Raw genomic sequence first — 24,319 nt, 5'->3', positions numbered from 1 at the left:
TCAGCTATCTGTTGCTCATGACTTCATGGACGGCAGCTCCGAAACCAGCCGGAGCGAAGCGTTGATACCTTCCAACTGGTAGTGGGGCCGCAGATAGAACCGGGCATTGTACCAGCCGGGACGGCCCTCAACACTGTCAACCTGGACCTCGGCAGCAGCAAGGGGACGTTTTGCGCGGGCCTTTTCGTCGGCAAAGACAGGGTTGGCGAGAACATAGCGGTTGATCCACTCCGTCAGCCAGATCTGCATGTCGGCACGTTCCTTGAACGAGCCGATCTTGTCCCGGGCGATCGCCTTCAGGTAATGGGCGAACCGCGAAACCGGGAACAGGTAAGGCAGGTTTGCACTCAATCTCTCGTTGGCCTGAGCGTCCGGGTCGACCAGCCGGCCGGCCCTCGTTTCGTCGTCCTGCAGTGAATGGGCGCCTATGAAGGCGGCAATATCGGTGTTCTTGCGATGGAGGATCGGCATCAGCCCCAGCTTGGCGAGCTCGGCCTCTCGCCGATCGTCAATGGCGACCTCGGTCGGGCATTTCATCGCCACCGTGCCGTCGTCGGTCGGGAAATTGTGGACAGGCAGATTGATCACGGCCCCGCCGTTCTCGACACCACGGATCTGCGTGCCCCAGCCGAACAGCTTGTGGCTGCGGTTGATGTTGACGCCCATCGGAAAGGCCGCGTTCATCCAGACATACTTATGATGATCGCCCTGGACTTCTTCCTCAAATGCAAAGCCCTTCACCGGAACGGTTTCTGCACCATAAGGCAGCCTTGCCAGCACGCGCGGCATCGTCAGGCCTATGTAACGGGCATCCTCGCTCTCGCGCAGCGACTGCCATGAGGCATAGGCCGGCGACGAGACGATCTGTTGGAGGTCTTGCGGGTTCGGCAATTCCTGCCAGCTTTCCATGCGGAAGAGACGAGGGGCGGCTGCTGCTATGAACGGTGTATGCGCCGAGGCGCAGATGCCGGACATGTTGCGAAGCAGACCGACATCCTTCGGGTGGTTCGAGAATTCATAGGCGCCGATCAGGCAGCCGAACGGATTACCCCCAAGCATCGAGTATTCGTCGGTGTAGACTTTTTTGAATATGGGACTTTGATCCCACATCTGACCTTCGTAATCCTCAAGCGTATCAGCCAGCTGCTCCTTCGAAATGTTCATGACGCGGATCTTCAGCTTCTGATCCGTCTCGGTATTGTTGACGAGGTACCACAGCCCGCGCCATGTCCCTTCCATCTGGAGCACTTCAGGCGCATGCAGAATTTCGTTGGTCTGTTCGGTCAGCAGCTTGTCGATGCCACCGATCAGGGACTTGATCGATTTGATCGCGTTCGATGAGATGACCGTCGATTCCGCGCGGGCGCGGGCAGCAAGCGCCAGGTTCCTGACCAAGGTTTGAAGCTTGTCGCTGTCATCCTTCTTGACCTTGAAGTCCTTCTCCAGAAGACCGCTGAATTCCTGAAGGTCGACTCCCTCGGCTTCCGCGACACCAGCGGTAGCGGCTTTTTCCTGTTCGGCCATGGCTCAGACCTCCGACTTGCTGCTATCGTCGAGCGCCTGGTCGGCGATCTTTGCTAGCAGGGGCTCATTGTTCAAAAGTTGCGCGATGCGTTTTTCAGCGTCGACGCGTCCATCCATGAAGCCGAGCAATTCTTCGAGTTGGCGGCGCATTCTCAAGAGTTCTGCAAGCTGCGGGACTTGTTCGGCCACACGATCGGGCGCGAAATCAGCCATGCTGGTAAAGGTCAGGTCGATTGCAAGCTCTTCATCGCGCTCTTCACCCTCGGGTTGGGGAAGGGTGTTCTTCACGCGAGCTTTCACACGTGGACTGAGCGCTTCCATGAAGCGGCCAAACCTGTTTGCGTCCGTTTCGACAAAGGCGCGGTCCCGGACGGACTTGCTGGCCTCCGGCGTCTGGGAGGCGCCTGCGAGATCGGCCATCACGCCCATTACAAACGGCAATTCAATGGTTGTCGGGCTGCCGTAGGTTTCGACTTCGTAAGCTATCTGGACGCGAGGCGCCCGGTTTCTTTCAATTACCTTGGCCTTAGTTTCGCTCATTGATGGTCACCTTTCGTCCCAGGGACAGGTTTCTTGCTTTCCGGCACCCCGGCCAGAAGCCGGAATTCCTTCAAACCGGAGGGCGCCAGGTCCTCCATGAGTTCCAGAAAATCCATCGGCACCATGCGTTTGATCCTCCGCGCCAGATGGGGGATGGGGCTCGACGGTTCAGTACGGTCGTAAAAGGCGATGATCAGGTCGATGCACTTTGTGACATCCTCGCGCGATGTAAGCCGTGACGGAAAGACTGCCGGTGCTCCGATGTAAGTCGGAGCGGCGGGGGCGGTGGCTATTGCGGGCGCACCCTCACGGTCGAGGCCTTCATCGTTTGCGGTTTCCTGCCTGGGGCTCGGCTTTACTCGTTCAAGCGTGGAAACCGCTCGCTGCAGGAACCGGCTCAAATCCGGCAATGTGACACGTACATCCTCCCCGATTTGCCGATTGAGCGATGTTTCAAGCGCCTCCATTGCAGCCGCCGCAGCCTTTGCGCTCTCGAAAAGCGCTATCGCCTCGTCGGGGGTTTGTTCTGCAAAGGCAGCGCAACCGATCCTTACACGGTTCAGCAACTGGTCATGGGCGCTTACAAGCGACGCCTTCTCGGCCTCGCTCAGTCCGGGTGCGGCCTCGCTGAGAACGGTTCGGGTGTCGATCGCCCCGCGATCCAGATCGCGCCCTGTGACAGGGCCGACGCCCCGCGGCGTAAAAAAGGTCATCTTGCGAAGATCGCCGAGCAAGCCATCCTTGTCGTTCTGAAGCTGTAGAAGAGCGTTGATCCGACGTAGGGCGGCGTCGCGGAGTGGCAAGCCCTCGCGAAGTTCCGGATGCATCGTTTTCCAATGCATGTCGAAGGTTCCAGTGATCAGGTTCAGCCCGTCAGCGAGCCCGGCAAGACCCTGTTCGTTGGCAAGCGCGCGCGTCACGATCACCAGGAGCCTCAGATCCCGTCCATGGGGGCGCAACTCTTCAGATTTTCGAAGGACTGTCGACCAGTCGACCGGGACCTCGGTCCGTGAAACGGGGTTATTGCGCTCGTCACGGCTAATTTCTATCTGCGGTTGCACGAGGCGCTCGAGCTCGTGAAACCGTCCGTCATTCCGCAAGCTTTCACCTGACGGGTTCACACCGTCCAGCGGACTTAACCAGAGAGCAGAGTCGAACAACCGAACCCCCGTTAACCGACTAGTATTCCCTTGCAATTTGCTTTTTACCACAACTTCCCGGTCTATACTAATGCCGTGTATGTCCGGCTTCTAATTAATTCCGGGTGTCGATCAGCCGGGTGCTCATCGAGAGAATTGACACATGCCCATTAGCTATCGCAGCGCGTAAATCTTCGGCAAACGACTTGGTCGACTCCGTCGTTGGGCGAAGCTGTGGGAAAAGTGGCTGGTCGGTCTGCATGACAATTATCAGACTTCTGCCGAACGTGGCGTCGACGGAAAAGGAGAGCTTGGAAGGATCGGCTGCCCCCTCTGCCGCAGGGTAGGCAACACGGATAGTGCGCATGCCACCCGACACGGACCCAATTTGGGCAAGGGCGTGATCGGGCCTCTTTATGTTCGGAAGAACATTGAAAAGATTGCCGGTGACGTCGGCGATAACGACCCACAGGTATCCCTTGTCGAGCGAGGCCGGCGCAATTACGTCAATGACCGGGTTATCGCCGACCGAATAGACGCCTGCCATGTTCGGTTCGGTCCTGTCGCCGTAGCCGAGAACGATCGACATTTGACCTTGCGGTGCATCTGGCAGCAGCTCTTGAACAACGCACAGTTGGCTGTTGAGCACTGTGGCGTCGAAGCGTAGCTCGCGATCTCCGACACGAGGGGCGAGCGTCTTTTTCAGGGCTTCGACGTCATCGCCGGACGCGACATTTCCACGGACGACCAGCGTCGAGCCGAGAGGAAAGCTGCCGCTCGCCGGAGGTTGAACGAGGAGCGGACCGCAGGTTTGAAGTGGCACGAGAAGAGGCTTCAACTGGTCCGGCGACAGGTCCCGCGGACCGGCCGCGATCCGGACGATACTCTGGTAACCGGTCGCTTTTGCCGCAGCGTCAAAGCGGGTGACCGCATCTTCGCGTGCAGCTTTGTCCGCCGCCAGACCGGTGAGGCGAGCTGTCCGATCAGCGACTTCGAGCTTCCACTCGACGAGTGGAGCGGCGGCTTTAAACAAGGTGTCAATGTCCTGCGCCCACCGTTCAGATGGAGCACCCTGTGCAAGCGTCAGAGCGCCATTGGGCGGAGGAAGCCCGACCGTTCGGTTGAAGGTCGACAGGATTGCCTGTTGCTGCTCAGCATCCGGAGCAAAACCCGCAAGCATGGGGCGGCTTTGGGCATCCACCCCGGCCGTGAGTTTGTAAGGGGTTGCGATCGGAAGCGCAGTCGGGGACAAATGCTCAAAAACCCCGAAAAACCAAAGCCCGGCGATTGCCGCCAGCGCCACCAGGGGCAGGATCGCGAGCCATGGCTGCCACCTGGGCCTTGCTTGATGCCCGGTCTCCCGCCGTGCCTTGGCGAGACCAGGCTGCAGCAATCTGCCGATTTCCTTGACGACTGCGGCAGCACTCGGAGGGCGTTGGGCAGGGTCCGGCCTGGTGAGATCGTCGATCAGCGACTTCAACGGTTCAGGAACACCCGAGGTATCAAGTCGCCGTTCCTTGTGACGGACAACCTCGCCGGGACTGGTTCCGACGTCAGGAATCCTTCCTCGAAATGTGGCAAGCAGCGAAGCGCCCAGCGCATAAAGGTCAGAGCGTGGCTCCGCCTGCCCATGCAACTGTTCCGGCGCCGCATATTCGTATTTGCCCGCAAATTCCTTGCCGACAATTGTACGAGCCCCTGTCTTGCTGTCCTTCGCGATACCGAAGTCGATGATAACGGCTTCCTCCGGCCTGCCGTCGCGCAGGATGATATTGTCAGGGGAAAGGTCGCGATGAACGATCTTGTGCTCGTGCGTCGCGACAAGGCCTTCGGCCACTCTGTGGGCCACGACCAGCAGATCCCGAGGCGACGCCCCGCCACGTTCGAGCCACTCGCTGAGAGGTGTTCCGGCGACGTAGTCCATCACCAGATAGACGTGGCCGTCTTCGGTCTGGCTGCAGTCGGTGTAGCGCACAACCGCATCGTGGGAGATGTTGCGCATCTCCTCCTCACGCTTCATAAGCTCCAGATACCCGGCGTTTCCCGATAGCTCGCGTTTCAGCGCCTTTAGCGCCACCACACGGCCTGTGATCCGGTTGCTTGCCCTGTAGACCTCACCTGTGCCGCCGCGGCCGAGGATACCCTCGATCTCGTAGGTGTTGTTAAGCACCTGAGCTTTGCGAAAGATGTCGCCAGGCAGCGGATCGATCATCTGGAGCCTCCCAGCGCACCCAGTGGAAATTACGCGAGACTGTTCACCAGGAACACGTGGCCCTGAATATTTGTCAAGAATACTCTAATGTGGCACGCTGTGACCAGCGATCAAAGACGAGGCTCGGGACCTCTTTAAGATCACCTGGGCAGGAGCCGATCGACATGGAGCAGAACATGTCTTCGCAGAGCTTCAAGCGCAAGGAACTGGTCGGAAAACTTAATCCCGTTTGCCTGCGCGCGTTCAAGGCGGCGGCCGACGCGGCCAAGCTTCGCGGCAATCCCTACGTCGAACTTGTTCACTGGGTCGAACAGCTGGCTCTGGTGGACCGTGCGGATTTTCAGCTTCTCTTTGCCGATGCCGGCATCGAACTTGGCCGGCTTGCTGCCGACATGGCAAGGGCAATAGACAAGCTGCCTTATGGCGCGACCTCTATCGAGGAGTTTTCCGATCACATATTTCATGCCATCCAGGAAGCCTGGAGCCTGGCAAGCCTGCAGTTTGGATCCGAAGAAGTCCGCGGGGCTTATGTGCTCCTGGCATGCAGAAAGGTTGCGGTGCTTGACGGCCTTCTGTTGAAGATCAGCGCCGAATTCGATCGGATCGAGGCGGATTCGATACTTCCACGGCTGGATGACCTGCTTGCCGGATCACTTGAAAATGCCGGCAAGGCCGAGATCCAAGAACAGGCCCGAAAAAAACGCCCGGCAGGCGGTGACTCCGCATTGGCGAAGTATGCGACGGACCTCACCCGTCGAGCGCGCGATGGGAAAATTGACCCGGTCGTCGGCCGCGATCCCGAGGTCCGCCAGATTGTCGACATTCTCATGCGACGGCGACAAAACAACCCGATCCTGACTGGTGAAGCCGGCGTAGGCAAGACAGCTGTGGTCGAGGGTTTTGCGCTTCGCCTTGCAGCAGAAGATGTCCCGCCTCCGCTGAAGGGCGTGGCGCTACACATGCTTGACATCGGATTGATGCAGGCGGGGGCAAGCGTCAAGGGTGAGTTCGAAAAGCGGCTAAAGATGGTCATCGACGAAGTTCAGGCATCGGAGACGCCGATCATCCTCTTCATCGACGAAGCTCATACCTTGATCGGGGCAGGCGGGGCAGCGGGAACGGGAGATGCTGCGAACCTTCTCAAGCCAGCCTTGGCACGTGGCGAGCTTCGCACAATCGCCGCAACGACATGGGCAGAGTACAAGCAGCATATCGAAAAAGACCCGGCGTTGACCCGCCGGTTCCAGGTGGTCAAGATTGAAGAGCCTGATGAGGAAGCTGCCATCCTGATGCTGCGTGGGGTGGCCGGTGTATTGGAGAAACACCATCAGGTGCAGATCCTGGACGAAGCGATCGAGACGGCCGTCGGCCTGTCACATCGCTACATTCCCGCCCGCCAACTTCCGGACAAGGCAGTCAGCCTGCTCGATACGGCCTGCGCGCGGGTGGCGGTATCGCAGCATGCGACGCCGGCTGAGGTTGAAGACCTTCTGAGGCGCAAGCAGTCCCTTGAGATCGAGCAGGGCATTATCGGGCGTGAAGCGGCAATCGGCATTGAAGTCGCCGAGCGCCAGTCCAAAGTTGAAGCCGCTCTCGCCGAAATAGAGTCCGCGTTGCTTGCTGCAAAGGCTCGCTGGGAAAGCGAACAGTCGATGGTCGACGAGATCCTTGGTCTGCGAGCTAGCCTGCGAGGAAGAGGAGTTGCGCTCGATGCCGCGCTTGCTGAAGCGGAGGCAGGCGGGGAATTGCCGGGTGCCGCCGACGTAGAGCGTGTCGGGCGGGAGGCCGCCGATGCATCGGATCAACGCGCCGAGCTTGAACGGCTCAAGGCCCGGACGGCGGAGCTTGCCGCGGTTCAGGGCGAGGCACCGCTGGTCCTCCTTTCCGTCGACAAGAACGCTGTTGCCTCTGTCGTAAAGGACTGGACGGGCATTCCTGTCGGTCGGATGCTGACCAGCCAGACCGAAAAGGCGCTAAAGCTTGCCGCGGTTCTGGGCGAGCGTGTCGTCGGCCAGGAGGACGCAATGGAATCGATCGCCCGGCGTGTGCAAACCAGCCGTGCGGGCCTGGCCTCTCCCGAAAAGCCGGTGGGCGTGTTCCTGCTATGCGGTCCGTCGGGCGTCGGCAAGACAGAAACGGCGCTGGCTCTCGCCGAAACCCTCTATGGCGGCGAGCAGAACCTGATCTCCATCAACATGTCGGAGTTCCAGGAGGCCCATACGGTCTCGACCCTTAAGGGCGCGCCTCCCGGCTATGTCGGCTATGGCAAGGGGGGCGTGCTGACCGAGGCCGTGCGCCGGCGGCCCTATTCCGTCATTTTGCTCGATGAAGTGGAGAAGGCGCATCCCGATGTGCACGAAATCTTCTTCCAGGTTTTCGACAAAGGAATGATGGACGACAGCGAGGGCCGGCGGATCGACTTCAGGAACAGTCTCATCCTGCTGACGTCGAATGTCGGTTCGGATGTTATCATGAAGCTTGCCGACGGCGGCAAGAGGCGGCCGCCGCCCGAGGAGCTCGAACGCGCACTACGTTCACCACTGTTGAAAGTGTTCCCGCCAGCCTTCCTCGGACGTGTGATTGTCGTTCCCTATTATCCGCTCTCGGATTCAATGATTGAGGCGATCACACAACATCATTTCGCGAAGATCGCGCGCCGGCTTCGCGCCAACCATGACGCCGAGCTGGTCATCGGAGACGGGGTCCTGGAGTTGATAAAGGCACGGTGTACCGAGGTCGAATCGGGGGGGCGCATGATAGACGCGATCCTGACCAATACACTTCTGCCGACCCTCAGCCAAGGTCTTCTGAACTGGTCCCTCGAGGGTAAACGCCTTACCAAGGCCAGGATCGGAACATCCCCGGAAGGCTTCACTTACGCATTCGAATAGGCAAAGACGTGGCTGTCGACGGGGAGCGCCGTTAGCTCACCGCCTGGAATTCCACGCGCCTGTTTTCGTCGGCCTTCGGGTTTTCCTGGTTGAGAAGAAACTGCTCGCCGACACCAACCGCTTCGAGCCGTTCGCGCGGGATATGGCAATCATCCGTGAAAAACCGCGCAACTTCCTTCGCCCGCAGAACCGACAGATGCTGGTTGTAGCTCGCGCCACCGACAGAATCCGTGTGACCGATGATACGGACGAGTTTGATGTCCATGTCCTTTACGACTTCGCAAAGCTGCCTCAGCATTGGTCTTTGCTCCGAAGCGATCGCCGCAGAGTCAAATGCAAAATTCACCCGGACGTTGATCTGGTCATCAGGCGGGAGCTTCCAGTATGTCTGTGGGTCTGTCGTCGCTGCGGCCGCGGACACTGCCGTTGCTGACGACGTCGCCGTCGGCTTCGGGGCAGATGGCTGAGCTGTATTGGGGGCCGCTGGAGCAGTCTGGGTGCCTTGGGACTCAACGGTTGCATGGGAAGAGGGCGCTGGAGCGGTCTTGGCCGGTTCAGTCTCGGGCGTTGCAATTGTCACCGGGACGGCTTGGGCGTTGGGCGCTGCGTTGCCGTTGTTAAGAACCAGGCCGCGCGTCGCTCCGAGGCGTGCCGCCTTGAACAAGTCGATCTGTCGCTGGAATCGTTCCTTGAGCGCGGAATCGTTCAGTTCCTGTGCACCCAAACCACCTTGTGTCACGAAGAACAGAGCGAGAAACACCGTCAGCTTTGTGGTCATCAGGCGCTTCATCTCAGGCTCCTTGGCAAAAAGGTTTCGCCCCCCTTGAAAATACTATAGGATCATTGTGGCTGCAACCGATCCGGCAGTTGCGCTCACGACGGATCGATCAATGGGGTTATCCGATCATGACCCCGGATTCTCGGGACAATCCTTCGACGCGCTGGCCGTCCAGGCCGCAAGGAGCGGGACTGAGCCATACCGGGCATGTGCGCACAAACAACGAAGACGCTATTCTCATTGACCCCTCAGGCGCACTTTGGGCGGTAACAGACGGGATGGGCGGATACGGCCACGGGGATGTCGCGGCAGACCTGGTCATCGAACAGCTCGCCCTCCTTCCGCATGCACCCATTTCCGGCGCTCATCTCGTCGCTGCACTGCAATCAGCCAATGCCGCCATCCGTCGTTGGGCGGCGTCGGCCAATGTTGCGCAGATGGGCGCAACAGTGGTGGTCGCACTCATTGATGGTGGAACAGCGACGATCGCGTGGGTGGGCGATAGCCGGGCCTACCGTTTGCGGGCAGGGGATTTGTTGCAGCTCACGCGCGATCATTCGGTCGTGCAGGAACTTGTCGATGATGGACGTTTGACGCCTGACGCTGTCTGGCAGCATCCGCAAGCGCACGTTGTTACCCGCGCGATCGGTGCCGCCGAACGGCTCGATGTCGACTCTGTCGAAGTCCCCCTCAAGCCGGGGGATTATTTGCTTCTTTGTTCCGACGGATTGACTGACTGTGTTGCCGAGCCAGAGATCATCGCACAGTTGAGCGCGCCAAACCCCGACGTCGCCTGCCAGCGACTGATAGCCGCCGCTCTCCATAATGGCGCTCCGGACAACGTCTCTGTGGTGGTCGTTCGGATTGACGGAGCTGCAGCGCCTTGAGGCCACTAGATCCGATTGCAGCCGTCGTCATTGGAATGAGCATCATTCTTGCGGCGGTCGCGTTCGCGTTGGTTGGAGACTTGCTGCGAAATACCGAGCTTGATCCGAATGAAGGAAGGATTGATCGGGCAACGCAACAGCTTGCCAAACAGGACGCGGAAATCCAGGACCTGCGCGCTGAACTGAACTCATTTAAGCGAAGGGTGACCGATCTAGAAGGAAAGGTGAAGGAACTGGCAGAGGCGCCTCGTCCCGAACCCGTCCCGCAAAGCTCTGCGGTTTCGCCGCCGCCCGGCGAACCTGTGAGCCCGCAGTCGTTTTCGATCGATCAGTTCGGTGGCATTGCGCCGCCGGAAGAAACCGAAAATATGACGGAGCCCATGCAATTGGCGAAGAAGCGCTTCAACGAGCGTGTCATACGCCCGACCCCGGCAGTGTTACGCGAGGTCCTTGGCGAGCCACGAAGTGTCTATTCCACAAGCTGCCAGCCGGTCACCAACCCAAAATTACTGAGAACCCTGGAAAGCCGAGACATAGGGCATTTCCGCCTGACGATGATCAGGCCTGCGCTCGATTCCTTGGGGCAGATCATGGAGCGTCTGCGAAAGGAAGAGCCAGACATCTACGCCGCGATCGGAACGGCCGGTGCGCTTTGCGCGCGTTATGTGCGCGGCTCCACGAAATCTGTCTCCTCGCACGCCTGGGGCGCGGCCGTCGACCTGACACTCAAGAAGAACCTCGACCGGATGGGCGATGACAACACGCAGTTCGGACTTGTTGTGCTTGCGGAGTTTTTCAACGATGCCGGCTGGTACTGGGGTGCCGGCTATAGTCGCGAAGATTCCATGCACTTTGAAGTCGGCGAGGCGCTGCTGCGCAAATGGGCTGCGGAGGGCAAGCTGTGAGCGACCATGGCCAACCGCCGGGTCGGGATTTCACGGGAGCGGACATGCTTCCCGCATTGGCGGAGCCGCTGCTGAGCCTCGCCAAGCGCGCCGAAAGCGAGAAGCGGCCCGATCCGCAGGAGCTGGCAGCGACTGCCCGCCTCCTTGTGGCCGAGTTCGAGAAAGAAGGACGCCGCAGGAACGTTCCCCCTGACTGGCTCCTGGATGCGCGCGACGCGCTCGTCGCGCTGCTTGACGTGCGGGCTCGCAGCAATCCGGCGCTGCCGGCCAAGCGATGGGAACGTGCTCTTGCAGCCGCCCTTCCAATTGGCCACATGATTGGCGCCGATGGGCTCGCAGAACGCGCTGCCCAGGCCGCGAAAGGAGGCTTGGCGCGGCGCGATCTGGCCCGCTTTCTCGGGCATTGCAATGAGGCAGTGCAAGCCGCGCAGTCGAAGGCGGAGCAGCATAGAACGCGGGCAGACCGTGGACTCGTCTTTCTTGCGATTGTCCTTTTTTTCGCGATGCTCGTCGGCTGGGCTGGATGGGCGGAATGGCGGTTTCGCGAGCGGTTGTTGGCGCAATTGCCAGCCGTTGGAAGCGTTGTAGAAGCTGGCAAGGCCGCTACGCCGGCTGCGCGGGCGGCCCAGCTCGATGCGTTCCTGGCGGCAGTCCAGCTTGTCGAGCAGGACGCGGGCCAGTCTCCGCTTGGCCTGATTCATCATATCGAGATGCTCGACCCGGCAGCGGCTGCACGTCGTCGCTATGGCGAGGCGGCCGAATCCCTTGTTGCCGAGCCACTCGCCGAGGCACTCGGTGTTGCGCTTGCCACCGAAGGCGAGGCCAATGCACTCTACGATTCCCTGCGCGCCTGGTCGATCCTGAAGGGCACTTCTGACTGGCAGCCTCGGTTTCTTGCCGGTTGGGTTGCCGACCGAGCCGAGGCCTTTCCCGAACTTGCCTTGCTGGCCGAGCATGTCGCCGCCATGTCCGGGCCACAGCCGAGACTTCCATCTCCGGATCCCGAAACGGTCGCCCAGGCACGGCAGTTCGCTGCTGAAGGCTCGGCAAGCGAGCGTGCATTGCTTGAACTGACCCGTGCCGAAAAGGCCGCAGCACTTCCTGCCTGGTCTCTTTCCCAGGCAGTGCCAGGTCTCGAGACGATCCTGATCCACCGGTCAGGCGTACCGATCGGGCGCGGTATCGCCGGCCTCTACACGGAGGCTGGATGGAGCTACGCGCGGTCGGACGGTGCAAGCGAGGCGATCCGCAGGGCAAGGTCCGAGGCCGCTACGCTTATTGCCTCCAATGGCACGACGACCGAAGACGCGGTGATGGATCTGCTTCAAAAGCGTACGCTTGACGTATGGACGGAGTATCTGGGCGAGCTACGCGTCAGGCCGTTCACCGACCAGCCAACGGCGGTCGTGATCAGCGGTGCGCTAAGCGCACGCAACTCGCCGCTCTCAGCACTTATCCGTGAGGCCTGGCGTCAGTCGGGCGGGACGGATCGTGGCCGAAGCCACGCCAATCAGCTTCGGATCGCGGCGGCGTTGGGGCCGGCGATCCAGTTCGTCGAGCAGGGGCGGATGTCGGAAATCTCGCAACTTTTCGTATCGTTGAACGTCGCTCTTGCTGTTCTCGATGCAGATACACAGATTGGCAAGAAATCCCTCATGGACGCACAGGAGCGTGCGAACTCCATCGTTGCCTTGCAGCAAGCACCTCTTCTGGTCGTGCAAATCGTCGAGGATGTGATTTCCCAGACGGCTGCCCCGAGGGCCGCCGAACCTACGTTGGATCAGGCGCCGGACGTTGCAACGGATCATGTTGCAAAGGAGGTGCCGCAGCCCCAGCCCCAGCCCCAGCCCCAGCCCCAGTCTCAGCCCCAGTCTCAGTCCCAGTCATCTTGGGGTTCGCAGATTTCAGCCGCCTGCCGGGCCGCCGTGAATGGCCATTATCCGTTCTTCGATGGCCCTGACGCGGACATGGCCGAGGTCGCACGGATCTTCGCGCCGGAGGGCACGATCGAAAAGTATTTTCGGGCGCAACTGGCACATTTGATGGACACGTCGACGACACCGTGGCGTTGGAGACCGGAGGCGCGGCTTTCCGGCTATACACCGGAAAGCGCAGCATTCTTGCAGCGGGCAGTGGCCCTTGGGCAGGCTCTGTTCCAACAGGGAACACCGCCCAATGTCCCGATCGTGCTGGAGGCGCTCGCCCAACGAGGAGCTGCGACCGTCTCAATCGGCGGCGCTCATGCTCCGGTGGTCACTTCGGGGGAGGCAGTGACCTTGAAATGGCCAGGAGCGTCACCAGCGCGCGGATTTGAGATATCCTTCGATAACGGCATTGCAGTCGACAAGAAGGGCGAAGCCGGACCATGGGGCCTCCTGCGGTTCCTGGACGGATCACGGTTGCGACCCCGCGACGCCGGCCGGCGGTTCCTGATCGATGTGCGCGCCAAGGGAGCGCGCGCCTATCTGCAGATGTCCTTCGCCGGGCCTGCCAATCCGGTGTCGGCGCGCTCGCTGATGCGCGGCCTGACCTGTCCGCTGGCATTGTGAATTTCACTATCCTATCTTTCGCATGCGGGCGAAGGCTCGTGCGATTTGGAAGAGTGTGACCCCGTCGGGCCCACGGCCACAGAATTCGTCTGGAAGATCCCTGAGCTCCCAGCGGTCAGAAGGATCGCGCCCGGACATTGCTCAAGCGATCAGAGGGACTTATCGGGGTCATCGATATTCGGAACTGACGGGGGGTCGTCCCAGTGCGCTCTTTGAAGGTTTCGTAAAACCGGCTGCTCGAGCCGAATCCGCAATCAAACGCAATTTGCAGAACTGACCGGTCCGTATCAGTGAGAAGTTGCATCGCCCGGGCGATGCGGTAACGGGTCAGATATTCGTTGACGGACATCCCGAGAACATCCCGAAACGCCCGGTTGGCGGTGGTCTCATGCATACCCGCGATCTTCGTGAGGTCCGGCACACTGACTGCATTTGAAAACTGCGAATTGATCAGGTCGCTCAGTATCTCAACGTGCCGGACCGCGTGTCCCTTCGTGGTAGTGCCGACAGTATGTCGGGTCGAAGTCGCCGCGTCCGTATTATCCAATATCAATCGCCGAATTCGGACTTTCACCTCGTCCACAATCAATCTTTGCCGAACAGCATCAGCATTTTGCCATTCACGTTCCCACCGCGGAAAGGCGATCGCATCTGACCCATCCGATAGCTGATCTGCGAGAAATCTCCCCTGCATGATCAATCGTCTGGCGTCCTTGTCTATTGGCAGAGCCAGAAAATCAACGAGCGGAAGATAAGCGCAAACAAGCGGCGCGTTATCGCTGACCAATATCGTCTGGTGCGGAATAGCGGCCCAGAAGAGAACCATTCTGCCGGCCTCAACCACTTCCTGTCGCCCATTGAAAAGGTAGGTCATTTGCCCTTCCAATAGCAGATTAATTTCCAAGTGGTCGTGCCAGTGAGCGGAGGCCATAGCGTCCGCGGTATGACGCTCCACCAAAAAGGCGCCTCTGGATCCTGTCCATTCCCCGCGCTCACCTCTGCGTTTCATAACGTCTTTCGCGCTCGATTCTCGGAGTAAATTGGTATTTCGGAGGAGGAAATCACTAATTTTAAAGCGCATTACGAAGCATGATCTGAAAGGAGATTGCAATGCCGAAGATCTGCCTCGTCGGTGCCGGCAGCACCGTTTTTGCTCAGAATATCCTTGGAGACGTGCTTTCATCGCAAGGCTGCAACTTCACGATCAGCCTGTTCGACATCGATCCAGAACGTTTAAAGACATCGGAAATTGTTGCGCGCCGTATTTGCGACGCCCTCAAACTCGTCGGGGTCAAAGTGGAGGCGACGCTAGACCGGCGAGCGGCGCTGAGCGGATCGGACTTCGTGATCCTGATGATGCAGGTTGGCGGCTACAGGCCAGCCACGGTTGCCGATTTCGAAATTCCAAAAAAATATGGACTAAGGCAGACGATCGCCGACACACTTGGAGTTGGTGGCATCTTCCGGGGGCTACGCACTATACCCGTGCTGGAAGCAATTTGCAGTGACATGCAAGAGGTCTGCCCGCAGGCAATCTTGATGCAATACGTAAATCCCATGGCCATCAATTGCTGGGCGATCAAGGAACTAGCCCCGGAAATCCGAAGTGTGGGTTTGTGCCATAGCGTCCAGCACACCGCCGGACACCTGGCGAAATGCCTCGGTGAAGATGTCGCAGACGTAAACTACGTTTCGGCCGGGATAAATCATGTCGCGTTCTTCCTGCGCTACGAGAAGGTTCATCAAGATGGGCGCCGAGAAGACTTATACCCGCGTCTCAAATCCCTGGCAGCTGAGGGGCGTGTTCCGGCGGATGACCGCGTTCGCTTCGACGTGCTCAAACGGCTCGGTCACTTCGTAACAGAGTCGAGCGAGCATTTTTCCGAATACACATCCTGGTACATCAAGGAAGGAAGGGGCGATCTGGTTGATCAACTCAACATCCCCCTCGACGAATACATCCGTCGTTGTGAAGTCCAAATAGCTGATTGGCACGCACTGCGCAGGGACCTTGAAGGCGACAAGCCGATCGAGGTTTGCCGGAGCAATGAGTATGCCGCAGGGATCATTCACGCGGTGACAACAGGCAGTCCAGCCCTGATATATGGAAACGTTCCAAACAACGGACTGATAGAGAACCTGCCGAACGAGTGCATTGTCGAAGTGCCTTGCCATGTGGATCGCAATGGAATTCAGCCGATCAGGATAGGGCGGATACCCTCGCAGCTTGCGGCCGTCATGAGCCTGAGCGTTTCCGTTCAAAAGCTCACCGTTGAAGCCGCGCTGACAAAAAATCGAGATCGCATCTACCAGGCGGCCCTGCTTGATCCCCACACCTCCGCGGAACTCTCTCCCGATCAGATCTGGAGTCTTGTCAACGACTTGATCGAGGCACACGGAGACCTCCTGCCGACATATCACTGAATGGGATTCCCGCTCAGCGGCTGACCGTGCGCAGTTCCCGCTGCTCTGCTTTTCATCGCAAAAACATCAGAAACGATCAAAATTATGATTGACTCTGATTAATTGCGGTGGGAGGGTGATTGATATTGTATCCTGGGAGATGTGAATGAGCCAACCAATCGGGGTTAAGGTCGATCGTCTGGATGCTATTCGCAGCCATTTGTATGCGAACGGATTTTCGACGATCCAGGCGCTGGCTGATGCAACCGGTTCATCGCTTGCGACCGTTCGGCGGGACCTCCAGATCCTTGAGGAAGAAGGTGCGATTGACAGGGTGCATGGGGGGGCCCGCATTGCCGAGGGATCGTCGGTAGAGATTGCATTTCAGGAGCGGGAAAAGCAGCACCTTTCGGCCAAGCGGGTCATCGCGACGGCCGCCTATGAATTGCTTCATCCGCGATCCGCAATCTTCCTCGATGCGGGCACTACCGTCCTTCAGCTTGCTCGCCTGATCCGCATTAACCCGCTGCCATTGAGGATCTTCACCAACGGCCTGACCGTCGCCCAGGAGTTCCTGAATATCCCGAACCTCGAAGTGGTCTTGCTTGGTGGCCAGTTGAGGAGTGAAAACGCTTCGCTCGTGGGCCCCCAGGCCGAGGCGATGCTGGACGGCATATGGTTCGATCAGCTCTTCCTTGGTGTCAGCGCCATTAGTCCTGATGGCGCGATCTACAGCGTTGATAGCGCCGAGGCGAGTTTGAACCGCCACATGCTCGCCAGATCGGCAAATCGCTTCGTCCTCGCCGATTCCTCAAAGTTCGGGACAATGGCCACCTACAAGGTCGCGCCGCTGAATGTCGCACAGGTTATCACTGACTCCGGACTAGCGGTTCATTGGCGAGACGACCTCGCTAAGCTCGGCGTCGCGACCACGATCGCGGAGTTGGGGGGAAGGAATGAGTGACGAGTTTGTCCTGGGAATCGATGGCGGGGGCAGCAAGGTCCTGGTCGCGTTAGCTGACAGGTCCGGACGTATCGTGCAGTCGTCTCGCGGTCGCGGCGTTAACCCGATGGATAATCCAAATTGGCTGCGGGAACTGGAAGAGCAACTTGGCCCGTTCCTCAATCACCAAAACGTGGCCGCAGTGGCCGCGGCCCTGCCTGCGTTCGGGGAAGTTGCTCGCCTGTCGGAACTGCAGCAGCAGGCCATTGAGCGCCTGTTTCCCAACGCGCGCCGACACATCCTCAACGATGTCGATGCTGCCCACCTTGGTGCGTTCGCCGGAAAGCCCGGTATCCTTATCCTCTCGGGAACGGGGTCAATGGCTTGGGCGCGCAACGCCTCTGGCCAATCTGCACGGATCGGCGGATGGGGCGATCAAATCGGAGACGAAGGTAGCAGTTACTGGATTGGCAGGAGCGCGCTGAGTGTAATCAGCAAGAGCCTGGATGGTCGCGCTCCCCCGACAGCACTTTCCAAGATTCTATTCGATGAATTGCAGATCGAAGCGGACGATCCGATGAATGCGCTGGGTGACTGGGTCACCCTGCTACCCAATCGAAGAGCAGGTATCGCATCGATTTCAACATTGGTGGATAGGGCTGCTCGTTGTGGCGACGAGGTGGCGATCGGGCTGATCGAACGGGCCGCTGACGAGCTCGCCAGGCATCACAGTGCAATCTCTGGACATTGTGACAACGACGCATCGTGGACCTATGCCGGAGGCAGTTTCAATAGTGCCCTGCTCTTGGAATCTCTGGCGCGGCGAATAGGAAAGTCCCCGGTCCCCTCGAAGCTTCCTCCCATTGGTGGTGCGCTACTTGCCGCCGCCCAACTTCTCGACTGGTTCCCCGATGAGAGCTGGTTCGGGCAAGTCGCTGCCACCGCCGACAGCGTTGGCACGTCTGCGAATAAACTGAGCATTAAGAACAATGAAGGATGGGAACATGCATAAGTTTATCTTGCCATTACTCGCCTCGGCAGCCCTGGCGATCGTAACGCCAGCTCATGCCGATGACGCCAAGCCACTCGCCGGCCAGTCGATTACGGTTTTGATGCCCTCTCCGCAGGGCCCGAACATCGCGGCAGACTTCGAGGCTGAAACCGGAATCCATGTCGATCTCCAGACACTTTCGTGGGACGACATTCGACCGAAGCTTGTCACTGCTTTGGTGGCGGGTACTGCGCCTGCTGACGTGACGGAATTCGACTGGTCGTGGACGGGGCAGTTCAGCGCTGCTGGCTGGTTCCTGCCTCTGAACGACGTGATTGATGCAGATACCGTGAAGGATATCGGCGTCGCAAAAATCTTCACGGTCGACGGAAACCTTCTTGGCGTTCCTTATACCAACGACTTCCGCGTCATGCTTGTCAACAAGAAGCACTTCGCCGATGCGGGCATTACGGAAATGCCGAAGACGCTTGACGCATTGGTTTCGGTCGCCCGGAAAATCAAGGAGAAGGGCATCTCCGAATATCCAATCGGCCTTCCCGTCTCCGCGACGGAGGGCGCCTCGACGAGCTGGTACCTGTTGACGAAGGCCTTTGGTGGCGAACTCTTCGACAAGGATTTCACTCCACTTTTCACGAAGCCGGATTCGGCTGGCTACAAGGCGCTTGCCTTCGAATTGATGCTTCTGAAGGAAGGGCTGGTTGATCCGGCGTCGACCGGTCTGAAAGACAGCCAGATCAACGAAAGCATGTTCTCGCAGGGTCTCACCAGTATCATGATTTCCGGCGAGCCCGGTCGTCTCGGGCAAATGAATGATCCGAAGCAGTCGAAGGTTGCCGGTCAGGTAGAAGCAATTCTGGTACCCACTGCAAGTGGTGAGACACGCAGTTTCGGTCTGCCGGAGGCGCTTGCCATACCCAACGTCTCTGCCAACAAGGATGCCGCCATCGCCTTCGTAAAGTGGTTTACCAGCAAGGACTTCCAAAAGAAGAATGTCGTGAATGGGTTTCTGCCAACACGCACTTCGGCCCTGTCGGAACTTAACGATGCTGGAAAGCTGAACAGCGGAGCTGCACTTGTTGCGCAATCCAAGACAGTTGAGCCGCTGTTCCCGCAGGGAACGCCTCCATGGTACCCGCAGTTCTCCAGCGGCGTAAATACCGCGATCAATAGCGCAGCAAAGGGCCAGATGACTGTCGATCAAGCGGTGGCGGCGATCGCCGATGCCGCCAAGCAGGCCATGGCGCAATGACCGCTTTTGCATCGCAAGATGTGACCAGCAAGCGTGGGGTCGGCTTTAACGCCGACACCACACTCGGCCTGTTACTGGTGGCTCCGATTGCAATCACGATGGCCGCGCTGGTTTTCTACCCGATGGGTCGCACCGTGTGGGATAGCCTGCACAGGGTCAACCCCATGCAAGCCGGAACTCCGTTCGTGGGGTTGGAGAACTACACGCGGATGTTGTCAGACGCGCAGCTCGGAACGACGTGGGCCAACACGCTCATGTACGTCGTCCTCGCGGTGGCGGCGGAAACTGTTTTCGGCGTCCTTGCCGCAGCGCTGATCAACCAGGTGAAGGTGGGGCGCCAGTGGGTGCTAGCGGCCGTCATTCTTCCCTGGGCACTTCCCGGTGTCGTGAACTCGGTAATATGGCTTTGGATCTATCAGCCTGGTGCAGGCCTGCTCAACGGCATTCTGTCAGCCCTTGGCCTTCCGTTCGAAAATCATGTCTGGTTCAACGATCGCACAAGTGCCATCATCGCCGTGACCGTCGTTCACGTGTGGCGCATGATGCCATTGACGGTCGTGATTGTTCTTGCCGCGATGCAGAGCATACCCGCTCATCTTTACGAAGCTGCGCGCATCGACGGGGCCACTCGCTTACAAATGTTTGGATTGGTCACGCTTCCGCTTGTTCGAAGCGCAATCGCCGTTGCCATGACCAACGCCACCGTTAACGCCTTCAATCTCTTCGATGAGGCTTGGGTACTCGCCGGTGCCAGCCTGGAAACCAGGCCGATTCTCGTCCAGATCTACCTCGAGACCTTTCAGAACCTGCGCTTCTCATACGGCATGGCACTTTCTGTGGTGATCACGCTTGTATCACTGCTCATCTCCCTCGTTTACGTCCTTCGGGTCTATCGCAACACACGGTTCGACTGATGAAGCCCACAATTCAGTACCGCATCATGATTTGGGTCGGCGTTGCAGCGCTGTTGCTCTGGTCCCTCGGACCGATTTACTGGACAGTTGCGAGTTCTGTGACGCCAACCGAAGACTTTTCGACCCGGCCGATCCGCTTCTTTCCACAGCACTTCACCCTCGATCACTATTCGAGGCTTCTCGGTATTAATATTGCCCGGATCGGTGGGGTCGAGGTCTTCAAACAATTCCGAGCCGCATTGATCAACAGCGTGGTGACGTCGGTGGCTGCCACCTTGCTCTGCGTGGCGGTGTCGGCGCTCGGAGCCTACGCGTTCACACGACTACAGTTTCCCGGTCGCAAAGTTCTCTTTGTGGCGGTTGTTGCGACCCTGGCGGTCCCTGCCTATGCCGTTCTGATCCCGCTTTACCAGATCATGATCAAACTGCATCTGGTTGATACATATGTCGGGGTTTCTTTGATCTATGTGTCTGCCTTTCTGCCCCTGTCGTTGTGGCTCCTTCGCAGTGTCTTCGAAGCCCTTCCGATTGCGCTTGAAGAAGCAGCCCAACTCGATGGGGCAGGGCGACTCTACATTTTCTTCAACATCGTGCTGCCCCTTGCCGGCCCTGGATTGACGGCAGCGGCAATTTTGACCTTCCTTGGCGCGTGGGGACAGTATTTGGTGCCGCTGATCTTCTCGCCGCAGGCAACGAAGCCAATGACGGTGCTCATTCCCGAGTTCGTCACCAAGAACTTCATCGACTACGGCCTCATCACAGCAAGCGGATCGATTGCAATCGTCATCCCCGCTCTCGTCGTCATTTTCCTGAATCGTTACCTGGTCAGCGGCCTGCTGGCCGGCTCAGTCAAATAAATCGGAGTCCACATGAACACGACCGAGAAGGTTATATTCGAACAGTTCCCCTACTGGGAAAAGGCTATTGGCGCCAACACATCCGTTGAGGGTGCCGAGTTGTTGGTGTTCGTTGGCTGCGGCACGTCTTATAATCTCGCGCTCTCGCTCGCGGCGTATGCCAACATGTCAGGTCGCAAAGCTATAGCCGTGCCCGGCGCGGAATGGCAGAGCCGACCGTCCGCCTTCTGGTCGGATTGGCAAGCGACACACGTCATCGCGCTATCGCGCAGTGGCGAGACAACCGAGACCGTCGCAGCCGCAAAGGCAAGCCGCAAAGCTGGCGCCTTCGTGACGGCTATAACCGTAGAGGCTGAAAGTTCGCTCGCAAGGAACTGCGATCGGTTGGTGACATCCGAGACTCATCCGCAGGAGGGGATCGTCATGACGGTTTCGGCAAGTCTAATGGTCCTCCTCGGTATGCAGGCAATTGGGCAGCCAATCCCCGGCTCCATTGGCGCTTCCGCCCGCAAGCTCGCCAATGCACTCGATGCAGTCCTTCCGACAATTATTGCAGACCGATCGCATTTCGTCTTTCTCGGCGGCGGACCGTTGTTTGGTGTCGCTCTGGAAGGTGCGCTCAAACTCATGGAAATGAGCCAGACGATGACACAAGCGTTTCATCCGCTGGAGTATCGCCATGGCCCAATCAGTCTCGTCGACGAAAAGACCGCGGTGGTCATGCTTTACAGCTCAGACCAGAAGGAGGCTGAGGTGAAGCTGGTCGAGGAATTGAGGGAAAAGGGCGCGGCTGTCATCGGAATTGGCGGACCAGGAGACGTTGGGCTGCCCATTGACGTCGACCTTTCGCTGACGGGACTGCTTGTTCTTCCAGCGTTGCAGATCCTCGGCGAGCGTGTCGCTCAGGCTCGCCAAATCGATACCGTTTCTCCCAGACACCTGACCAAAGTCGTGAAGCTCGCATGACACGGATCGAAGAAAACCGGCAGACCGCACTTGGAAAGCTCTTCGGAGCAAGATCGCTTCCTATTCCCCGCGGCATCACTTCGGTTTGCTCGGCGCATCCACTTGTCATCGAGGCCGCGCTTCGGCGCGCCGGGACCGAAGAGCAACCAGTTCTCATAGAAGCCACGTGCAATCAGGTAAACCAGGAGGGCGGCTATACCGGAATGACACCGGCGGGCTTTCGTCGATTTATCGAGGGCATCGCTACGGAACTGGATTTCCCGACTGAACGGATCATCCTTGGCGGCGATCATCTCGGCCCAAACCCCTGGAAATTCCTGGCGGCCGAAGAAGCCATGGCGCGCGCCGAGGCGATGGTCGTCGCTTATGTAGAGGCCGGGTTTGAGAAGATTCATCTAGACACATCGATGGGTTGCGCGGGTGAACCAATCGCTCTTCACGACGAGTTAACAGCTGCACGCGCCGCGCGGCTGGCCAAGGCAGCCGAGGAAGCTGCTCTTCGTTCAAATCGTCGTCCGCCGGTTTACATCATCGGAACTGAGGTACCACCACCCGGTGGAGCAACCCATGAAATCGCGGACATCGACATCACACGTTGTGACGCCGCTCTTAAGACTTTGAAGGTCCATCAGGAGTCCTTTGCGCAAGCAGGAATAGCTACGGCGATCGCTCGCGTTATCGGCATCGTGGTCCAACCCGGTGTCGAATTCGGCAATTCAAATGTTGTGCTCTACAAACCCGAACGAGCAAAGAGCCTGATTTCGGCCCTGGATGAAATGCCCGGGTTGCTGTTCGAAGCACATTCCACCGACTACCAGACAACCGAGGGCCTGGCTGCCCTTGTTGACGGCGGGTTTGCTATCCTCAAGGTTGGGCCTGGTCTCACCTTTGCCCTTCGGGAGGCGTTGTATGGCCTCGATGCCATTGCCTCTATTACTTGCGGAGACCGCGAAACGACACTGGTCGAATCCATGGAATCCATCATGTTGGATCGGCCTTTGAATTGGGCGGGGCACTACGGTGGAACCGCCGAAGAAATAAAGCTTCAACGTCACTTCAGTTACAGCGATCGAATCCGCTATTACTGGCCAGATCCGCGAGCGAGCGCCGCGGTAGACGAGTTGTTCAGCCGTTTTCACGGCGATATCCCGCAGACCTTGATCAGCCAATACCTCGGCCGGGTCTACTCCGATGTCGTTTCAGAGCGGATCGGTGCGAGCGCTCGCGATTTGTGCCTGGCAGCGATCGATGCAGCGCTTGCCCCTTACTCAATGGCAACGAGCAGGTAACGATCAGTACCGACCCTCGAACGAGACGACTATCGAACAGAGATAACTGCCGGAGAACATGATGGCGTCAGTAACAGTCGCGAATGCCCGAAAGAGCTATGGTCATTTTGAAGTGCTGCACGGGGTGGATATTGATATCCAGGATGGCGAGTTCGTTATTCTTGTCGGTCCGTCCGGCTGCGGCAAATCAACCCTCCTGCGAATGATTGCAGGGCTTGAAGAGATCTCGGGCGGTAGGATCTCCATAGGCAGCAAGATCGTGAACAATGTCGCACCGAAAGAGCGCGATATCGCAATGGTGTTCCAATCCTATGCGCTTTACCCGCACTTGACCGTTGAAGCCAACATGGGGTTTTCGCTCAGGCTTGCGAAGGCCCCGAAGGAAGAAACAAGGAGACGTGTTCGGGAAGCGGCACAAATACTTGGTCTCGAGTCACTTCTGGAAAGATACCCTCGAAATCTCTCGGGTGGACAGCGGCAGCGTGTAGCGATGGGCCGCGCGATCGTGAGAAACCCGCAAGTCTTTCTGTTTGATGAGCCGTTGTCGAACTTGGACGCGAAGCTGCGCGTGCAGATGCGCTCCGAAATCAAGCAACTGCATCAGCGGCTAAAGACAACGACTATTTACGTGACCCACGATCAGATTGAAGCCATGACCATGGCCGACCGGATTGTGGTCATGCGCGACGGATCTGTTGAACAGATTGGCTCGCCACTCGATCTTTACGACTGCCCCGCAAACTTGTTCGTAGCCGGATTTATCGGCTCCCCGGGGATGAATTTTATTCACGGCAAAGTTAATTCATCGGGTCCGCTTGAGTTCATCGCTCGTGGTGGTGCGAGGCTGCCTTTGCCCGAAAATATCAGTGTGAAGCCTGGATCCGACATCATTTACGGGGTTCGGCCCGAGCACCTCTCGATCGGTGCCGGTTCCGCTGCAAAGGTTATCCTGACTGAACCCACAGGGGCCGAAACGCAGCTCACGGCCAAGCTCGGTTCCGACAATGTCATCGTATCGGTAAGGGATCGACTTGACGTCCGTCCGGGCGATTCACTGCTGCTGGCACCAGACCTGGACAAGATCCATCTATTCGACGCCAGAACGGAAAAGCGCTTGCACTCAAACTAGACGGCGCTCTGCCGTTGGTATCGCGGACACCAAAAGGGAATAGCTGCATCCTGATCGGTGACGCTATCTTCACATTTCGATCGATTGTTGTTGCGTATTTGCCGGACATCGACAGGGGTGATGGTCGCGCCG

Annotated in this window: 19 protein-coding genes; 13 read left to right on the top strand and 6 right to left on the bottom strand. The window is 58.6% G+C overall.

Going from position 1 to position 24,319, the window contains the following annotated elements:
- Positions 1-15: 15 nt before the first annotated feature.
- The 4 genes from tssC to IB244_RS13860 form a co-directional block, all read right to left on the bottom strand.
- Entirely contained in the window at positions 16-1,524 is a 1,509-nt protein-coding gene (gene tssC, locus IB244_RS13875; protein ID WP_018856377.1) for a type VI secretion system contractile sheath large subunit, read from the bottom strand.
- A gap of 3 nt (positions 1,525-1,527) precedes the next feature.
- Positions 1,528-2,064 (bottom strand): type VI secretion system contractile sheath small subunit, encoded by a 537-nt coding sequence (gene tssB, locus IB244_RS13870; RefSeq protein WP_018856378.1) that lies wholly within the window; start codon positions 2,062-2,064, stop codon positions 1,528-1,530.
- Positions 2,061-3,224 carry an ImpA family type VI secretion system protein gene (locus IB244_RS13865; protein ID WP_025659183.1) on the bottom strand — a complete coding sequence of 388 codons (1,164 nt, stop codon included), beginning with the start codon at positions 3,222-3,224 and terminating at the stop codon, positions 2,061-2,063. Before IB244_RS13865 ends, tssB begins: the two co-directional genes overlap by 4 nt.
- Before the next feature lie 94 nt (positions 3,225-3,318).
- Complete coding sequence (locus tag IB244_RS13860) at positions 3,319-5,415, bottom strand: serine/threonine protein kinase (RefSeq protein ID WP_192304612.1); 2,097 nt, start codon at positions 5,413-5,415, stop codon at positions 3,319-3,321.
- A 164-nt stretch (positions 5,416-5,579) separates the two neighbouring features.
- Here IB244_RS13860 and tssH point away from each other — a divergent pair, with 164 nt between their 5' ends.
- Positions 5,580-8,306 (top strand): type VI secretion system ATPase TssH, encoded by a 2,727-nt coding sequence (gene tssH, locus IB244_RS13855; RefSeq protein WP_192304610.1) that lies wholly within the window; start codon positions 5,580-5,582, stop codon positions 8,304-8,306.
- A gap of 31 nt (positions 8,307-8,337) precedes the next feature.
- On the opposite strand, the gene IB244_RS13850 is transcribed toward tssH, so the two are convergent.
- Positions 8,338-9,096, bottom strand: a complete 759-nt coding sequence (locus IB244_RS13850; protein WP_169680800.1) for an OmpA family protein — start codon at positions 9,094-9,096, stop codon at positions 8,338-8,340.
- A 116-nt stretch (positions 9,097-9,212) separates the two neighbouring features.
- On the opposite strand from IB244_RS13850, the gene IB244_RS13845 reads away from it, so the two are divergent.
- Genes IB244_RS13845 through IB244_RS13835 form a run of 3 tightly spaced genes read left to right on the top strand, consistent with a single transcriptional unit; the run spans position 9,213 to position 13,425 of the window.
- Complete coding sequence (locus tag IB244_RS13845; RefSeq protein ID WP_025659179.1) at positions 9,213-9,971, top strand: PP2C family protein-serine/threonine phosphatase; 759 nt, start codon at positions 9,213-9,215, stop codon at positions 9,969-9,971.
- A complete protein-coding gene (locus IB244_RS13840; protein WP_025659178.1) occupies positions 9,968-10,876 on the top strand; it encodes a M15 family metallopeptidase in 909 nt (302 codons plus the stop codon). The genes IB244_RS13845 and IB244_RS13840 overlap by 4 nt, the downstream gene beginning before the upstream one ends.
- A gap of 44 nt (positions 10,877-10,920) precedes the next feature.
- Positions 10,921-13,425, top strand: coding sequence for an ImcF-related family protein (locus IB244_RS13835; RefSeq protein ID WP_192304607.1), 2,505 nt, complete (start codon positions 10,921-10,923; stop codon positions 13,423-13,425).
- A 115-nt stretch (positions 13,426-13,540) separates the two neighbouring features.
- Here the strand turns inward: IB244_RS13835 and IB244_RS13830 are convergent, their stop codons facing one another.
- Positions 13,541-14,434 (bottom strand): helix-turn-helix domain-containing protein, encoded by an 894-nt coding sequence (locus tag IB244_RS13830; RefSeq protein ID WP_192304605.1) that lies wholly within the window; start codon positions 14,432-14,434, stop codon positions 13,541-13,543.
- A 101-nt stretch (positions 14,435-14,535) separates the two neighbouring features.
- Between IB244_RS13830 and IB244_RS13825 the strand changes: the two genes are divergently transcribed.
- The 9 genes from IB244_RS13825 to IB244_RS13785 all read left to right on the top strand — a co-directional run bounded on the left by IB244_RS13825 (position 14,536) and on the right by IB244_RS13785 (position 24,187).
- Positions 14,536-15,849: an alpha-glucosidase/alpha-galactosidase gene (locus tag IB244_RS13825; protein WP_192304603.1), complete on the top strand. Its 1,314-nt coding sequence runs from the start codon at positions 14,536-14,538 to the stop codon at positions 15,847-15,849.
- 145 nt (positions 15,850-15,994) lie between these two features.
- On the top strand, positions 15,995-16,792 hold the full coding sequence (locus IB244_RS13820; RefSeq protein WP_025659174.1) for a DeoR/GlpR family DNA-binding transcription regulator: 798 nt from the start codon (positions 15,995-15,997) through the stop codon (positions 16,790-16,792).
- A complete protein-coding gene (locus IB244_RS13815; protein ID WP_192304601.1) occupies positions 16,785-17,783 on the top strand; it encodes an N-acetylglucosamine kinase in 999 nt (332 codons plus the stop codon). The genes IB244_RS13820 and IB244_RS13815 overlap by 8 nt, the downstream gene beginning before the upstream one ends.
- Positions 17,776-19,032, top strand: coding sequence for an ABC transporter substrate-binding protein (locus IB244_RS13810; RefSeq protein ID WP_192240440.1), 1,257 nt, complete (start codon positions 17,776-17,778; stop codon positions 19,030-19,032). Before IB244_RS13815 ends, IB244_RS13810 begins: the two co-directional genes overlap by 8 nt.
- Positions 19,029-19,946, top strand: a complete 918-nt coding sequence (locus IB244_RS13805; RefSeq protein ID WP_025659171.1) for a carbohydrate ABC transporter permease — start codon at positions 19,029-19,031, stop codon at positions 19,944-19,946. Before IB244_RS13810 ends, IB244_RS13805 begins: the two co-directional genes overlap by 4 nt.
- Entirely contained in the window at positions 19,946-20,803 is an 858-nt protein-coding gene (locus IB244_RS13800; protein WP_037215255.1) for a carbohydrate ABC transporter permease, read from the top strand. Before IB244_RS13805 ends, IB244_RS13800 begins: the two co-directional genes overlap by 1 nt.
- A gap of 12 nt (positions 20,804-20,815) precedes the next feature.
- Positions 20,816-21,769, top strand: a complete 954-nt coding sequence (locus IB244_RS13795; protein WP_192304600.1) for an SIS domain-containing protein — start codon at positions 20,816-20,818, stop codon at positions 21,767-21,769.
- Entirely contained in the window at positions 21,766-23,058 is a 1,293-nt protein-coding gene (locus tag IB244_RS13790) for a D-tagatose-bisphosphate aldolase, class II, non-catalytic subunit (protein ID WP_192304598.1), read from the top strand. Before IB244_RS13795 ends, IB244_RS13790 begins: the two co-directional genes overlap by 4 nt.
- A gap of 61 nt (positions 23,059-23,119) precedes the next feature.
- Positions 23,120-24,187, top strand: a complete 1,068-nt coding sequence (locus IB244_RS13785; protein ID WP_192304596.1) for an ABC transporter ATP-binding protein — start codon at positions 23,120-23,122, stop codon at positions 24,185-24,187.
- Positions 24,188-24,319 lie beyond the last annotated feature (132 nt).

Origin of the sequence: Rhizobium sp. RHZ02 (assembly GCF_014851575.1) — a bacterium.
In the GTDB taxonomy this organism is placed as follows: Bacteria; Pseudomonadota; Alphaproteobacteria; order Rhizobiales; family Rhizobiaceae; genus Rhizobium; species Rhizobium altiplani.
This window is presented reverse-complemented; position numbering and strand designations above follow the sequence as displayed.